Genomic DNA, 14,542 nt, shown 5'->3' with positions numbered 1-14,542 from the left:
CGGCGCGCCAAGAATGACAACCACGCGCCCACGAGGGCAGGGAGAGAGTCGCATGAATCGCAAGGTCATACCGTTGCTGCTGGCGCTGGGCGTCAGCCTGAGCCTGTGTTTCACGCCTGCGCTGGCGCAGGACGAGGTCAAGATCGGTTTCATCGTCAAGAAGCCGGAGCAGGCGTGGTTCATCAACGAGCAGGATGCGGCGACCAAGCTTGGCCAGGAGAAGGGCTTCGAGGTGGTGCGGCTGGCCGGCGAGGATGGCCAGCAGGTGCTGAGCGCGATCGACAATCTCAACTCCCAGGGTGCGCAGGGATTCGTGATCTGCCCGCCGGATGTGCGCCTGGGGCCGGCGATCGTCAACCGTGCCAAACAGTACGGCATGAAGGTGGTGACCGTCGACGACCAGTTCCTGGGCGCCGACGGCAAGCCGATGGCGGATGTGCCGCACCTGGGCATGTCGGGCTACAAGATCGGGCGCCAGGTGGGCGAGGCGATCGCCGCCGAGATGAAGCGGCGCGGCTGGGACCCGCAGGAGGTAGCGGCGCTGCGTATCAGCAACAATGAGCTGCCCACCGCCAAGGCGCGCACCGACGGTGCCACCGACGCGCTGCTCGATGCCGGCTTCGTCGAGCAGAACATCTTCGATGCGCCGCAGCAGAACACCGATACCAGCAGCGCCTTCGCTGCCGCCTCGCCGGTGTTTTCCAAGAACGGGCGCTTCGAGCACTGGGTGATCTACGCCCTCAACGAGGAGAGCGTGCTCGGCGGCGTGCGCGCCAGTGAACAGTACGGCCTCTCTCCGGAGCAGGTGATCGGCGTGGGCATCAACGGCTCGGGCGCCGCCTTCGCCGAATTCTCGCGCCAGAAGCCGACCGGCTTCTACGGCACCGTGGCGGTGAGTTCGACCATGCATGGACGTCAGAGCGCCGACAATCTCTACACCTGGATCACCCAGGACAAGAAACCCCCGGCCAATACCGAAACCACCGGCACGCTGATGACCCGCGACAACTGGCAGCAGGTGCGCGCCGACCTGGGACTCTGAGCGCGTGACGTGGCGGTGCCCGCGGGCGCCGCCACGGCCGCTGTGAGCGATCCCTGCACTGTCTTCAGTGTTCACCCCCGCGGTCGACGGCCGCGTCCAGGAGAGTCGAGATGGCGAATTCCCCAGCCTATCTGCGCGTCGAGGGCGTCACGGTGACCTTCCCCGGGGTCAAGGCCCTCGATGCGGTCAGCTTCGAGGCCCGCCGTGGCGAAGTGCACGCGCTGATGGGCGAGAACGGCGCGGGCAAGTCGACCCTGCTCAAGGTGCTCAGCGGCGTCAACCGGGTCACCGACGGTGCCCTGTGGATCGACGGCGAGCGCCACGTGTTCGCCAACGCCCGCGAGGCGCTCGCTCGCGGGGTGGCGATCATCTACCAGGAACTGACGCTGTCGCCCAACCTCTCGGTGGCCGAGAACCTGCTGCTGGGCCAGCTGCCGGTGCGTTACGGCATGGTCGACCGGCGCGCCCTGCGCAAGCGAGCGCTGGCCATTCTCGAGGAGCTGGGCGAGGGCGCCATTCACCCCGCGACCAAGGTGCGCGAGCTCTCCATCGGCCAGCAGCAGATGATCGAGATCGGCCGCGCGCTGCTGCGCGATGCGCGCATCATCGCCTTCGACGAGCCCACCAGCTCGCTGTCGGTGCAGGAGACACGCCATCTCAAGCGCATCGTGGCGCGGCTGCGCGACGAGGGCCGGGTGGTGCTGTATGTCACCCATCGCATGGAGGAGGTGTTCGAGATGTGCGACGCGGTCACGGTGTTTCGTGACGGGCGCCATATTCGGACCCACCCGACCCTCGATGGGCTCGACCACGACACCCTGGTCAGCGAGATGGTTGGGCGCGAGATCGAGGATGTCTACGGCTACCGCCCGCGTCAGCACGGCGAGGTGCTGATGCGCCTGGAGGGGCTTGCGGGGCGTGGGGTGCGCGCGCCGGTGTCGCTGGAGATTCGCCGCGGCGAGGTGCTGGGTCTGTTCGGACTGGTGGGCGCTGGACGTAGCGAACTGATGCGCCTGGTCTGCGGCGCCGAGCGCGCCTCGGCGGGGCAGGTGGTGTTCGCCGGCGAGGCGCAGCGTTTCGCCAGCGCCCGGGCGGCGATTCGCGCCGGCATCGCGATGTGCCCCGAGGATCGCAAGTCCCAGGGCATCTTTCCGGTCGCCAGCGTCGCCGACAATCTCAATATCAGCTGTCGGCGTTTCTTCCGCCGCTGGGGCGTGTTTCGCCATGTCGGCCGCGAGACCGAGAACGCGCATCACTATATCCGCCAGTTGCGGATCAAGACGCCCGGGCCGCGTACGCCGATCGCCAATCTCTCCGGTGGCAATCAGCAGAAGGTGATCCTGGCGCGCTGGCTGGCCGAGCAGATCGAGCTGTTCGTGATGGACGAGCCGACCCGCGGTATCGACGTCGGCGCCCGACGCGATATCTACGCGCTGCTCTACGATCTTGCCGAGCAGGGCAAGAGCGTGCTGGTGATCTCCAGCGATCTCGCCGAGGTGAGCTCGATCTGTGACCGCATCGGGGTGATGCGCGACGGCGAACTGATCGAGGTGGTGGCGCGCGAGGAGGCCACCCCCGAGCGCCTGCTCGGCCTGGCACTGCCGGCGTGAGGCGCCGAGCCGCCGGCGCTGACGATCTCCATCGACCTTTTCCGTTCCAGAGGATGACCCCGCATGTCCAGTGACAAACTCGTCTCCCAGGCAGCCCCGGCCGCGGTGGGCCGGCGCGGGCTGCCCAAGCCGCTGCGCACCCTGCTCGATACCTCGGGGCTGATTGCCGTATTCGTGCTGCTGTTCATCGGCCTCTCGGTGCTGGTGCCGGACTTCCTGACCGGGCGCAACATCGTCGGTCTGCTGCTTTCGGTGACCCTGATCGGCACCATCGCCACCACCATGATGATGGTGTTGGCGCTGGGTGAGGTGGATCTGTCGGTCGCCTCGATCGTCGCCTTCGCCGGCGTGGTGGCGGCGATGGTCACCTCCAATACCGGCAGCGTCGTCGTCGGGGTGCTGGTGGGGGTTGCCGCCGGCGCCGCGGTGGGCGCCTTCAACGGTTTCGTGGTGGCGCGCTTCGGCATCAACTCGCTGATCGCCACCCTGGCGGCGATGGAGTTCGTGCGCGGGCTGGCCTACATCACCTCCGGCGGCGACGCGGTGATGATCACCGTGCCCGGTTTCTTCGATCTCGGTAGTGCCGCCTTCCTCGGCCTGACCCTGCCGGTGTGGACCATGATCGCCTGCTTCGTGGTGTTCGGCGTGGTGCTCAATCTGACCGCTTTCGGCCGTAACACCCTGGCCACCGGGGGCAACGCTGAGGCTGCCGCGCTGGCCGGGGTCAACGTGCGCCGGCTCAAGATCATCGTGTTCGCGCTGCAGGGGCTGGTGGCGGGTATCGCCGGTGTCCTGCTCACCTCGCGCATGGGTCTGGGCGACCCCAATACGTCACAGGGGCTGGAGCTGGCGGTGATCTCCGCCTGCGTGCTGGGCGGGGTCTCGCTCTCCGGCGGGGTCGCCTCGATCACCGGGGTGCTGGTGGGGGTATTGATCATGGGCTGCGTGCAGAACGCCATGGGGCTGCTCAACGTGCCGACCTTCTATCAATACCTGGTACGCGGCGCGATCCTGCTGCTGGCGGTGATGTTCGATCGCTGGAAACAGGCGCGACGGGCGGGTTGAGCGGCGACGATCTGGCCTACGACTTTGGTCTCCGGTGCCTCGACTTTGGTCTGGGTGGCGCCAGCCGCCACGGTGGGACGCGGCAGACGGGGTGCCGGCTTCGCAAGATTGATATTAAAAAACATATCTTAAAAAGCCTAAATTGCTATTAGTTGGTTATTGATCTCCGCCCGTAACGTGCAGGCTTCCACGCCAAGACGTCCGAGCCATCGCCCGGGCCCGTGAGGAGGAGTTCATGCAAGAGAGCGCACAGGCGGCTTCGGGATTGTCGACCCTGGGCCTGATGGGGATCGCGGCGCTGGCCATCGCCATCCTGCTGGTGCTGATCATCCGGGTGCGGCTGCATCCGTTCTTTGCCCTGGTGATCGTCAGTATCGGCACCGCGCTGGCGACCGGGATCTCGGTCGCCGACCTGCTGCCGACACTACTCGGCGGCTTCGGCAAGACCCTGGGTAACGTGGCGCTGTTGATCGGCTTCGGGGCGGTGCTCGGACGCCTGGTGGCGGTTTCCGGCGGGGCGCGGGTGCTGGCCGACACGCTGATTCGCCTGTTCGGACGTGACAAGGCCCCGCTGGGGCTGTCGATTGCGTGTCTGCTGTTCGGCTTTCCGATCTTTCTCGACGCCGCCTTCGTGGTGATGCTGCCGGTGATCTACTCGGTGGCCCGCGAGCTCAAGGCTTCGCTGCTGCTTTACGGCTTGCCGGCCGCCGGCGCCTTTCTGGTGATGCATGCGCTGATGCCGCCGCATCCGGGGCCGGTGGCCGCGGCGGTGTTCTTGCAGGCGGATATCGGTCAGGTGCTGTTCGTGGCGCTGCTGGTGGGGCTGCCGACCTGGTATCTCACGGGCTATCGACTGTCGCTGGTCCTGGCTCGGCGTGCGCCCTTTCAGCGCGTGCCCGATCTGATGGGGGGCGAGCAGGAGCAGGTTCCCGCCGCCCGGCGTCCGGCGTTTGCCACCGTGCTGCTGGTGCTGCTGCTGCCGCTGGCGCTGATCTTTCTCAACACCGGGCTGTCGACGCTGGCCCAGAGCGGGGCGATCGCCGCCGATGGCGCCCTGGTCCACGCGCTGATGCTGATCGGCGAGACGCCCATCGCGATGCTCATCAGCACCTGCGTGGCGATGTGGTTGCTGGTGCTGCGTTCACGCGAACGCGGCGCGATGGAGTCGATCAACGAGATCGTCGAGCAGGCGCTGGCGCCGGTCTGCAGCATCATCCTGATCACTGGGGCGGGGGGCATGTTCGGTGGGGTGCTGACGGCCAGCGGCATAGGCGACGCGCTGGCGGACAGTCTGCAGACGCTGGGTATGCCGGTGATCCTCGCCGGCTACGTGATCGCCGCGGTGATCCGTGTGGCCCAGGGTTCGGCCACCGTGGCCGGTACCACCGCCGCCGGCATCATGGCGCCGGTGGTCCTCGCCGATCCCTCGCTGGCCGGGCTGCCGGCGGCCTGCATCACCGTGGCGATCGTCGCCGGCGCGATCGGCTATTCGCACGTCAACGATTCCGGTTTCTGGCTGGTGGGGCGTTTTCTCGCCGTCGATACCAAGACCATGCTCAAGACCTGGACCGTGATTTCCACCGCGATCTCGCTGCTGGCCTTTGCCCTGGCCTGGCTGCTGTTCGCGGCGCTGTAGGCACGACCCTGACACGTACTAGACCCTGCGGGGCCGCGCTGCCGGCCCCGGCGGACCAAGGAGAGACGAGATGAGCGATGCTGGCGACAAGACCCCGCGACTGCGCTCCGCGGAGTGGTTTGGCCGGGCCGACAAGAACGGCTTCATGTACCGTAGCTGGATGAAGAATCAGGGCATTCCGGACCACGAATTCCAGGGCAAGCCGATCATCGGCATCTGCAATACCTGGTCGGAACTGACGCCCTGCAACGCCCATTTCCGTAAGCTCGCCGAGCACGTCAAGCAGGGCGTGCTCGAGGCGGGGGGCTATCCGGTGGAGTTCCCGGTGTTCTCCAACGGTGAGTCCAATCTGCGCCCCACGGCGATGTTCACCCGCAATCTGGCGAGCATGGACGTCGAGGAGGCGATCCGCGGCAACCCCATCGATGGCGTGGTGCTGTTGGTGGGCTGCGACAAGACCACCCCGGCACTGCTGATGGGCGCGGCGAGCTGCGATATTCCGGCGATCGTGGTGACCGGCGGGCCGATGCTCAACGGCAAGCACCAGGGCAAGGATATCGGCTCCGGCACGGTGGTGTGGCAGCTCTCCGAGCAGGTCAAGGCGGGTCAGATCTCGATGCACGACTTCATGGCGGCAGAGGCGGGCATGTCGCGCTCGGCGGGTACCTGCAACACCATGGGCACGGCCTCGACGATGGCCTGCATGGCCGAGTCGCTGGGGGTATCGCTGCCCCACAATGCCGCCATCCCGGCGGTGGACTCACGCCGCTACGTGCTCGCCCACCTCTCCGGCAACCGTATCGTCGAGATGGTCCACGAGGACCTCAAACTGTCGAAGATCCTCACCCGTGAGGCGTTCGAGAACGCCATTCGCACCAATGCCGCCATTGGCGGATCGACCAATGCGGTGATCCATCTCAAGGCGATCGCCGGGCGTATCGGGGTCGACCTGAGCCTCGACGACTGGACCCGGATGGGGCGCGGCACGCCGACGATCGTCGACCTGCAGCCCTCCGGGCGCTATCTGATGGAGGAGTTCTACTATGCCGGCGGCCTGCCGGCGGTACTCAAGCGTCTGGGCGATGCCGACCGCCTGCCGCACCCGGATGCGCTGACGGTCAATGGTCGCACGCTGTGGGAAAACGTGCGCGAGGCGCCGCTCTACAACGACGACGTGATCCGCCCGCTCGACAACCCGCTGCGCGACGACGGCGGCATGTGCATCCTGCGCGGCAACCTGGCGCCCAATGGCGCGGTGCTCAAGCCCTCGGCGGCGACCGCGGCGCTGATGAGTCATCGCGGGCGGGCGGTGGTGTTCGAGAACTTCGACGACTACAAGGCGCGCATCAACGACCCCGATCTGGAGGTCTCGCCGGACGACATCCTGGTGATGAAACACTGCGGCCCGCGGGGTTATCACGGCATGGCCGAGGTCGGCAACATGGGCCTGCCGCCGAAGATTCTGGCCCAGGGCATCACCGACATGGTGCGCATCTCGGATGCCCGCATGAGCGGTACCGCCTACGGCACCGTGGTGCTGCACGTGGCCCCGGAGGCGGCCGCCGGCGGCCCGCTGGCGGCGGTCGAGAACGGCGACTGGATCAGCCTGGACTGCGACAGCGGCAAGCTCGAGCTGGAGGTCGACGACGCCGAGATCGCACGCCGCCTGGCTGCCGCCGATCCCACCGCGGCGTCGAATCAGATCGCCAGCAGCGGTGGTTATCGTCAACTCTATATCGAGCACGTACTGCAGGCCGACGAAGGCTGTGACTTCGACTTCCTGCGCGGCTGCCGTGGCGCCGAGGTGCCACGCCACTCGCACTGAGAGTGTGGTCCGGCGGGGTCACTCACCGCTCAGGGTGGCGGTGATCCGGCGTGCGCCGCCGTGCTGGCGGTGCTCGCCCAGCCAGATGCCCTGCCAGGTGCCGCTGAGCAGGCGGCCGTTGTCCACCGCCAGGGTCAGCTGGGTGCCGAACAGGCTGGCGAGAACGTGGGCGGGCATGTCATCCGGGCCTTCGAGGGTGTGACGCAGGCCGTCGAGCCGCTCGGGGGCGATCCGGGCGGCGAACAGCGCCATGTCATGGCGCACGTCGGGGTCGGCGTTCTCGTTCAGGGTCAGCGAGGCCGAGGTGTGCATCAGTTGCAGATGGAGCAGGCCGGTCTGGACCTCGGCCAGTCGCGGCAGTGCCGCCAGGATCTCGTCGGTGACCAGATGAAAGCCGCGCGGGCGCGCGGAGAGCGTGAATTGCTGGCGGTGCCACATGGTTGAGACGTCTCCATGAGTATGTTGAGAGCGGGCATGCCTGGGACCAAAGTCCGCTGTTCATGCCGTTTGGCGGTGGCCTACTCTGACACGTCCGGTCGCCCGGCGGCGAGGCTCGATGCCGCTTGCGGTCGTTGAATCGGGCACCGTATTCGATCCGCGCTCAGCGGCAATGTCGTCTTCGTGTGTTCCAACCAGGAGTGCGTCATGACTACCCCACGTCTTTACATGTTCCAGACCGGCACGCTCAAGTGCCGGGTGTGCAATATCAAGATGAATGCGGGGCTGGATGAGTACGAGATTCCGGTGCCCTGGTACCTGATCACGCATCCGGCGGGCAATGTGGTCATCGACGGCGGCTGCGCCGTCGAGTGCGCCAGCGACCCGGTGGCCCACTGGGGAGACGTCACCGCGGTCTACTGGCCGGTGATGCGGGAGGAGGAGGGGTGTGTCCAGGCGCTGAAGGCCTTCGGCATCGAACCCGAGGACGTGCGCTATGTCCTGCACAGCCACTTGCACCTGGACCACACCGGTGCGACCGGACGCTTCCCCAATGCCACGCATATCGTACGGCGGCGCGAATACGAGTATGCCATGGCGCCGGACTGGTTCGCCGCCGGCGGCTATATCCGCGCCGATTTCGATCGTCCCGGGCTGAAGTGGCATCTGCTCGAGGATGGCGACGACGGCTATGACGTCTTCGGCGACGGCAGCATCCGCTTCATCTTCACCCCGGGGCATGCCCCTGGGCATGCCAGCTTTCTGCTCCAGCTCCCCGAGACCGGCCCGGTGCTGCTGGCGGTGGATGCGGCCTACACCACCGATCACTGGGATGAGAAGGCGCTACCGGGCTTTCTTGCCTCGACCGTGGATACGGTGCGCTCTGTGCGCAAGCTGCATGCACTGGCCGAGAAAACCGGGGCGCTGGTGGTCACCGGCCACGACCCGCAGGCGTGGCCGACCTTCCGTCACGCGCCCGAGTACTATTCCTGACAGACCGAGATTCTCCTGACAGGCCGAGTTTTTCTGACAGACGGAGTGCCGGGCCTGGCATGTCGAATGCCGGGCCCGGCACATCAACGCCAGGCGCACCCGGCATGATGAGGCGTGCCGGGGCGATCCATCGAATAGGGAAGTCGCGATGAAAATGCATGCAGCCGTGATCCACGAGATGCAGAAGCCACGCCCGTACCGGGAGTCGCAGCCGCTGTCGATCGAGGAGGTCGAGCTCGACCCGCCCGGGCGCGGCGAGGTGCTGGTGCGCATGCGCGCCGCCGGGCTGTGCCACTCGGATCTCTCCACCATCAACGGCGATCGGCCGCGGCCGCTGCCGATGGTGCTGGGGCACGAGGCCGCCGGCGAGGTGGTCGAGGTCGGCGAGGGCGTCGAGGATCTCGCGCCCGGCGATCATGTGGTGTTCTCGTTCGCCCCCAGCTGCGGCGCCTGCGCTTCGTGTCTCTCCGGGCGTGCGGCGCTGTGCGCGCCGGGGCAGGTGGCCAATGGCGCCGGGCACCTGCTGGGCGGCGGCATGCGCCTGCACCGGGGCGGGCAGAAGATCTATCACCATATCGGGGTTTCCGGCTTCGCCGAGTACGCGGTGGCCTCGCGACGGTCGCTGACGCGGATCGATGCCGATCTGCCGTTCCATATCGCGGCGCTGTTCGGTTGCGCCGTGCTCACCGGGGTCGGCGCGGTGGTTCATACCGCCGGCCTGCGTCTGGGGCAGTCGGTGCTGGTGGTCGGCCTCGGTGGGGTCGGTCTGGCGGCGGTGATGGGGGCTGCCGGGGGCGGCGCTCGTCAGGTGATTGCCGCCGACATCGCCCCAGACAAGCTGGAAACCGCCAAGGCAATGGGCGCCACCCATGTGGTCAACAGCAGCGACGCCGATGCCATCGAGCAGGTGCGCGAGATCAGCGGCGGTGGGGTGGATATCGCCGCCGAGTTCGCCGGTGTCTCCAGGGCGCTGGAGTTCGCCTACGAGTCTACCGCCCGCGGCGGTACCACGGTGACCTCGGGGCTACCGCATCCGGACGTGCGTTTCGCCATCAGCCCTACGCGGATGGTCGCCGAGGAGCGTACGCTCAAGGGTTCCTATCTGGGCGGGCACGTGCCGTCGCTGGACGTGCCTGAGTATATCGCGCTCTATCGCGCCGGCCGCCTGCCGGTGGAGAAGCTGCTGACCCACCGTCTGAAGCTGGACGAGATCAACCTCGGTTTCGACCGGCTTGCCAGTGGCGAGGCGATCCGCCAAATCATCGACTTCGACTGACGCGTCCAGGCTGCGCCTCGGCGAGACCTGCCACCGCCCGCGCTCCATCCGCGCGGGCGGTGGCGTTTTCGGGGCATGCCCAGCGCTAGCGATGGGCGCTGCAAGCGGTGCTGGGCCTGCTAGTCTTGAGTGAGTTCCGTGAGTGTTCTTAGCGCCGTCCCGCGGCCCGATTTCAACGGCATTCATCCGCCATCGTCAGGAGGCAACCATGACTCAACAGCGTATCGAACGTGACAGCATGGGCGAGCTCGAGGTGCCCGCCAGTGCCCGCTACGGCGCCCAGACCCAGCGCGCCGTGAATAACTTCCCGGTCAGCGGCCAGCCGCTGCCGGGCGAGTTCATCGCCGCGGTGGCGCAGATCAAGCGTGCCGCCGCCGAGGTCAACCAGGAGCTGGGGCTGCTCGACGCGGCGCGCGCCAACGCTATCATCAGCGCCGCCGATGAGATCATCGCGGGGCAGCACGCCGACCAGTTCCCGGTGGATGTGTTCCAGACCGGCTCCGGCACCTCGACCAACATGAACGTCAACGAGGTGATCTCGCATCTGGCCAGCAGCGATTCGCTCACGGTCGGCCCCAACGATCACGTCAACATGGGGCAGTCGAGCAACGACGTGATCCCCACCGCGATCCATCTGGCCGCGGCGGTTCAGGTGCGAGAGCGGCTGCTGCCGGCGCTGCACTACCTGCGCTCGAGCATCGACGACAAGGCGCAGAGTCTCGACGACGTGGTCAAGACCGGGCGCACCCATCTGATGGACGCCATGCCGGTGCGTCTGAGCCAGGAGCTGGGCGGCTGGTCGAGTCAGATCGGCCAGGCGATCGAGCGGCTGGAGGATGGGCTCAAGCGGGTGACGCGCCTGGCGCTGGGCGGCACCGCGGTGGGGACCGGGGTCAACGCCCATCCCGAGTTCGCCCAGCGGGTGGCGGAGCGGCTGGCCCGCGATACCCATCTTGAGTTCCGACCCAACGACAGCTTCTTCGCCAGCCTCGCCTCCCAGGATGCGGCGGTGGAGCTCTCCGGGCATCTGCGCACCTACGCCTGTGCGGTGATGAAGATCGCCAACGACCTGCGCTGGATGAACTCCGGGCCGCTGGCGGGCCTGGGCGAGATCGAGCTGGAGGCACTGCAGCCGGGCAGCTCGATCATGCCGGGCAAGGTCAATCCGGTGATTCCGGAGTCGGCGATCCAGGTGGCGGCCCAGGTGATCGGCAATGACACCGCGATCACCGTGGCGGGCCAGAGCGGCAACTTCCAGCTCAACGTGATGCTGCCGCTGATCGCCCATAATCTGCTCGGATCGATCCGGCTGCTGACCAACGTTAGTCGGCTGCTGGCGGATCGCGCCATCGCCACCTTCAACGTGCGCCGAGACAACATCGAGACGCCGCTGTCCAAGAATCCGATCCTGGTCACCGCGCTCAATTCGGTGATCGGCTACGATGCCGCCGCCGCTGTGGCCAAGAAAGCCTACCAGGGTGGCCGCCCGATCATCGACGTGGCCGAGGAGGAGACCGATCTTTCCCGCGAAGAGCTGGAACGTCTGCTCGACCCGGCCAAGCTGACCGAGGGCGGTATTCCCGGGTGAACGAATGCGACGCGCGCCACCTTTCGGGGTGGCGCACCGGGTTCAGCCGCCTGTAGGAGTGGGCTCGCTCGCGAAGGGCAGTAGCTGATACATTCATCTTCGGCTGACGTGGGCAGCGGGGCTTGGGCTTGCGCGTGCGTTGCGTAATGCCTGGCGATGGCCGCCGGCCAAAGATTCGCGAGCAGAGCTCGCTCCTACAGCAGATATGATCTGGCGTTGGTGGCGTGAAGGGGAGCGCTGCTGTTGCCGGCCAGAGTCAGCGTGTGGCTCATACCGGCGCTTCGCCGTGGCGCTCCTTGGCCTCTTCGATGGTGTCTTCGGCGTCGCGGCGTTCCTCGGCGTCGGCGGCTTCCGGCTCGTTCTCGTCGGCCCGGCTGGGATCGTGGCGCAGGGTGACCAGCATCGGGAAGTGATCCGAACCGATCTCTTTCAGCCGGCGCATTGCCACCAGCGTGAACTGCTCGGAGACGAAGACGTGATCCAGCGGCCAGCGCAGGAATGGGTATTTGGCGTGGAAGGTACTGTACTGACCGCGGCCGCGGCGTAGATCGAGCATGCCGCTGACCTTGCAGAACAGCTTGGTGGTGCGCGACCAGGCGACATCGTTGAGGTCTCCGGCCACCAGCGTCGCTCGCTTGTCACCGGCGATTGCTTCGCCCACCAGCAGCAGCTCGGCATCGCGCCACAGTGACTCGTCGCTCTCCGATGGCGCGGGCGGGCGCGGGTGCAGCGCATGCAGCCGCACGCGCTTGCCGCTTTCCAGGCGCACCCAGGCGTGGATCGAGGGGATGTCATCCTGGATCAGCCACTTCACTTCGACCTCTTCGAGCGGGAGGCGCGAATAGAGGTGCATGCCGTAGAGGTTGTCGAGCGGAATGCGCACCGCGTCGGGGAACTGCTCGCCCAGCGCTTCGTCGAGGCGGTCTCCCCACCAGCGGTCTGATTCCAGCGTCAGCAGCAGGTCGGGCTGGTGCTGCTCGACCTGAGCGATCAGCTTGTGTGCCTGGCGATTGGGGGTGAGCACGTTGGAGACCAGCAGCGTGAGCTCGCGGCTGGCATCGCGCTCGCGTGCCTTGACCACTGCGCAACGGGCCAGCGGGGTCCAGGGGTAGATGCGGGCCCACTGCACGCCAGCGGCGACCAGGCTGGCGCCGACGCCGCACCAGTGCCACCAGGCGTGGGGCTGACAGGCGAGCTGCAGCAGTGCCAGCGCGGTGGCGATACAGGCGATCTGCAGCAGGGGGAAGTCGAAACTTCTCACGCTCCAGTGCCGGATCCGCAGATAGGGCACCAAGGTCACGATCAGTACCAGGCAGCCCAGCAGCGTGAACAGGAGTTGCAAAGCGGAAATCCTCGGAAAAGAGCGGCGGGTGCCTCCAGCGTAGCAGAGGGCCGGGAACACACCGCCGTTTTCCGAGCGCCGGGAACGACGCCCGGCGCGGGGATCGCTACCCGGCCCAGGTCTCGCTCATCGCCGCTGCCGGGCTGGCTACGTTGCTGGCTTCGGTACTGGCTGAGTTCAGGCGCGGATGGGTGGCGAGATAGGCGTCCAGCGCCGCCACCTGGGCCGGCGTCAGCACCAGCCCCAGCTTGGTCCGCCGCCACAGGATGTCGTCACTGGTGCGGGCCCACTCGTGGTCGATCAGATAGTCGACCTCGGCGCGGGTCAGACCGCCACCGAACTCTTCTCCCAGCGCCTCACGGTGGCTGACGCCGTCGAGGAAGCGAAGACACAGGCTGCCGTAGCTGGAGGCGAAGCGCTCTGCCCACGCCGCCGGCAGGAACGCGTAGTCGCGCTGGAGGCGGGCGGCGAACGCCTCGCGGCCATCGATGTCGCCCCCGGGCAGGGTGGCCTCGGCGGTCCACGCCGCACGCATCTGCGGCAGCAGCGGCTGCAGCTTGCGCAGGGCCGCTTCGGCGAGCTTGCGATAGGTGGTGATCTTGCCGCCGAAGATCGACAGCAGCGGGGCGCCGTGGGTGTCGAGGTCCAAGGTGTAGTCGCGGGTCATCGCCGAGGGGTTTTCCGACTCGTCGTCGCACAGCGGGCGCACCCCGGAGTAGGTGGCGATGACATCGTCGCGGCTGAGCTGACGCTGGAAATGGCCATTGAGTACCTTGAGCAGATAGCCGATCTCCTCCTCGCTGATACCGACGCGGGACGGATCGCCCTGATAGCGGCGGTCGGTGGTGCCGATCAGGCTGTAGTGCTGCTGGTAGGGCAGCACGAAGACGATACGCCCGTCCTGATTCTGCAGGATGTAGGCGCGCTCGTCCTGGTTGAGCCGCGGTACGATCAGATGGCTGCCCTGGATCATGCGGATACCGTAGCGCGACTGGCGCTGGGCGCTGCCCTTGACGAAGGACTCGACCCACGGCCCGCTGGCGTTGACCAGTACCTTGCCGCGTACCTGGCTTGTCTTGCCGGAGAGGCGATCTTCCAGCGTCACCCGCCAGCCGCCATTCTCCTCGTTGGCCGCGCTGCAGCGCGTACGCAGGCGGATATCGGCGCCCTTGTCCTGGGCCTGGAGCGCGTTGAGCAGCACCAGACGGGCGTCGTCCACCCAGCAGTCGGAGTACTCGAAGCCGCGCTTGATCTCCGGCACGAGGGGGCCCTGGGCATCGAATGTCAGCCGCTTGGCGTTGGGCAGGCTGTCGCGGTGGCTGAGGTGATCATAGAGGAAGAGCCCGGCACGGATCATCCAGGCGGGGCGCAGGTGCGGCTGGTGGGGCAGAATGAAGCGCATCGGCCAGACGATATGTGGTGCCTTGCGCAGCATCACCTCGCGCTCGCGCAGCGCTTCGCGCACCAGTCGGAACTCGCGGTGTTCGAGATAGCGCAGACCGCCATGGATCAGCTTGCTGCTGGCGGAAGAGGTCGCGCTGGCCAGATCGGCTTGCTCGCACAGCAGCACCGACAGGCCGCGGCCAGCGGCATCGTTGGCGATACCGGTGCCATTGATGCCGCCGCCCACGACGATCATGTCGTAGGTCTTGTCTTGCGCCACCGTGCTCATGCCGTCTCCCCCGTGTCGTGTGAGATGTGTTTTCGAAAACGAAAATAGACCAATC

The 14,542-nt window shown here is 67.0% G+C and carries 11 protein-coding genes; 8 read left to right on the top strand and 3 right to left on the bottom strand.

The genetic code is table 11. The features are described from left to right. The first annotated feature begins 52 nt into the window (after nucleotides 1-52). From QO259_RS09590 to QO259_RS09570, 5 genes are all read left to right on the top strand, one after another. The gene (locus tag QO259_RS09590) at nucleotides 53-1,042 is read left to right on the top strand and encodes an arabinose ABC transporter substrate-binding protein (RefSeq protein WP_285952621.1); all 990 of its coding nucleotides are present in this window, start codon (nucleotides 53-55) and stop codon (nucleotides 1,040-1,042) included. A 110-nt stretch (nucleotides 1,043-1,152) separates the two neighbouring features. Next, nucleotides 1,153-2,652, top strand: coding sequence for an L-arabinose ABC transporter ATP-binding protein AraG (araG, locus tag QO259_RS09585; RefSeq protein ID WP_285952620.1), 1,500 nt, complete (start codon nucleotides 1,153-1,155; stop codon nucleotides 2,650-2,652). Between the two features lie 63 nt (nucleotides 2,653-2,715). Next, nucleotides 2,716-3,717 carry an L-arabinose ABC transporter permease AraH gene (araH, locus tag QO259_RS09580; protein ID WP_035471575.1) on the top strand — a complete coding sequence of 334 codons (1,002 nt, stop codon included), beginning with the start codon at nucleotides 2,716-2,718 and terminating at the stop codon, nucleotides 3,715-3,717. A gap of 235 nt (nucleotides 3,718-3,952) precedes the next feature. Further along, the gene (locus QO259_RS09575; protein WP_285952619.1) at nucleotides 3,953-5,353 is read left to right on the top strand and encodes a GntP family permease; all 1,401 of its coding nucleotides are present in this window, start codon (nucleotides 3,953-3,955) and stop codon (nucleotides 5,351-5,353) included. 70 nt (nucleotides 5,354-5,423) lie between these two features. Continuing rightward, nucleotides 5,424-7,178 (top strand): IlvD/Edd family dehydratase, encoded by a 1,755-nt coding sequence (locus QO259_RS09570; protein ID WP_207035998.1) that lies wholly within the window; start codon nucleotides 5,424-5,426, stop codon nucleotides 7,176-7,178. An 18-nt stretch (nucleotides 7,179-7,196) separates the two neighbouring features. Here QO259_RS09570 and QO259_RS09565 read toward each other — a convergent pair whose 3' ends face one another. After that, nucleotides 7,197-7,616 (bottom strand): secondary thiamine-phosphate synthase enzyme YjbQ, encoded by a 420-nt coding sequence (locus QO259_RS09565; RefSeq protein WP_207035997.1) that lies wholly within the window; start codon nucleotides 7,614-7,616, stop codon nucleotides 7,197-7,199. 207 nt (nucleotides 7,617-7,823) lie between these two features. Between QO259_RS09565 and attM the strand changes: the two genes are divergently transcribed. The 3 genes from attM to QO259_RS09550 all read left to right on the top strand — a co-directional run bounded on the left by attM (nucleotide 7,824) and on the right by QO259_RS09550 (nucleotide 11,473). Continuing rightward, nucleotides 7,824-8,609 carry an AttM family quorum-quenching N-acyl homoserine lactonase gene (attM, locus tag QO259_RS09560; protein ID WP_285952618.1) on the top strand — a complete coding sequence of 262 codons (786 nt, stop codon included), beginning with the start codon at nucleotides 7,824-7,826 and terminating at the stop codon, nucleotides 8,607-8,609. Between the two features lie 148 nt (nucleotides 8,610-8,757). Continuing rightward, nucleotides 8,758-9,885, top strand: a complete 1,128-nt coding sequence (locus QO259_RS09555) for a zinc-dependent alcohol dehydrogenase family protein (protein ID WP_207035993.1) — start codon at nucleotides 8,758-8,760, stop codon at nucleotides 9,883-9,885. 208 nt (nucleotides 9,886-10,093) lie between these two features. Beyond that, entirely contained in the window at nucleotides 10,094-11,473 is a 1,380-nt protein-coding gene (locus tag QO259_RS09550; protein ID WP_285952617.1) for a class II fumarate hydratase, read from the top strand. A 268-nt stretch (nucleotides 11,474-11,741) separates the two neighbouring features. On the opposite strand, the gene QO259_RS09545 is transcribed toward QO259_RS09550, so the two are convergent. Both QO259_RS09545 and glpD read right to left on the bottom strand, forming a co-directional pair. Then, nucleotides 11,742-12,815 carry an endonuclease/exonuclease/phosphatase family protein gene (locus QO259_RS09545; RefSeq protein WP_285952616.1) on the bottom strand — a complete coding sequence of 358 codons (1,074 nt, stop codon included), beginning with the start codon at nucleotides 12,813-12,815 and terminating at the stop codon, nucleotides 11,742-11,744. Between the two features lie 106 nt (nucleotides 12,816-12,921). Beyond that, a complete protein-coding gene (gene glpD, locus QO259_RS09540) occupies nucleotides 12,922-14,487 on the bottom strand; it encodes a glycerol-3-phosphate dehydrogenase (RefSeq protein ID WP_285952615.1) in 1,566 nt (521 codons plus the stop codon). Between the last annotated feature and the right edge of the window lie 55 nt (nucleotides 14,488-14,542).

This window comes from Salinicola sp. JS01 (assembly GCF_030284585.1).
Classification (GTDB): domain Bacteria; phylum Pseudomonadota; class Gammaproteobacteria; order Pseudomonadales; family Halomonadaceae; genus Salinicola.
Note: the sequence above shows the minus strand (reverse complement) of the source record. Positions and strands in the feature narration are given on the sequence as shown.

Bases quoted from the DNA above. Each gene is read 5' to 3' on its own strand.
- QO259_RS09590 (WP_285952621.1), top strand. From the start codon at position 53: ATGAATCGCAAGGTCATACCGTTGCTGCTGGCGCTGGGCGTCAGCCTG.
- araG (WP_285952620.1), top strand. From the start codon at position 1,153: ATGGCGAATTCCCCAGCCTATCTGCGCGTCGAGGGCGTCACGGTGACC.
- araH (WP_035471575.1), top strand. From the start codon at position 2,716: ATGTCCAGTGACAAACTCGTCTCCCAGGCAGCCCCGGCCGCGGTGGGC.
- QO259_RS09575 (WP_285952619.1), top strand. From the start codon at position 3,953: ATGCAAGAGAGCGCACAGGCGGCTTCGGGATTGTCGACCCTGGGCCTG.
- QO259_RS09570 (WP_207035998.1), top strand. From the start codon at position 5,424: ATGAGCGATGCTGGCGACAAGACCCCGCGACTGCGCTCCGCGGAGTGG.
- QO259_RS09565 (WP_207035997.1), bottom strand. From the start codon at position 7,616: ATGTGGCACCGCCAGCAATTCACGCTCTCCGCGCGCCCGCGCGGCTTT.
- attM (WP_285952618.1), top strand. From the start codon at position 7,824: ATGACTACCCCACGTCTTTACATGTTCCAGACCGGCACGCTCAAGTGC.
- QO259_RS09555 (WP_207035993.1), top strand. From the start codon at position 8,758: ATGAAAATGCATGCAGCCGTGATCCACGAGATGCAGAAGCCACGCCCG.
- QO259_RS09550 (WP_285952617.1), top strand. From the start codon at position 10,094: ATGACTCAACAGCGTATCGAACGTGACAGCATGGGCGAGCTCGAGGTG.
- glpD (WP_285952615.1), bottom strand. From the start codon at position 14,487: ATGAGCACGGTGGCGCAAGACAAGACCTACGACATGATCGTCGTGGGC.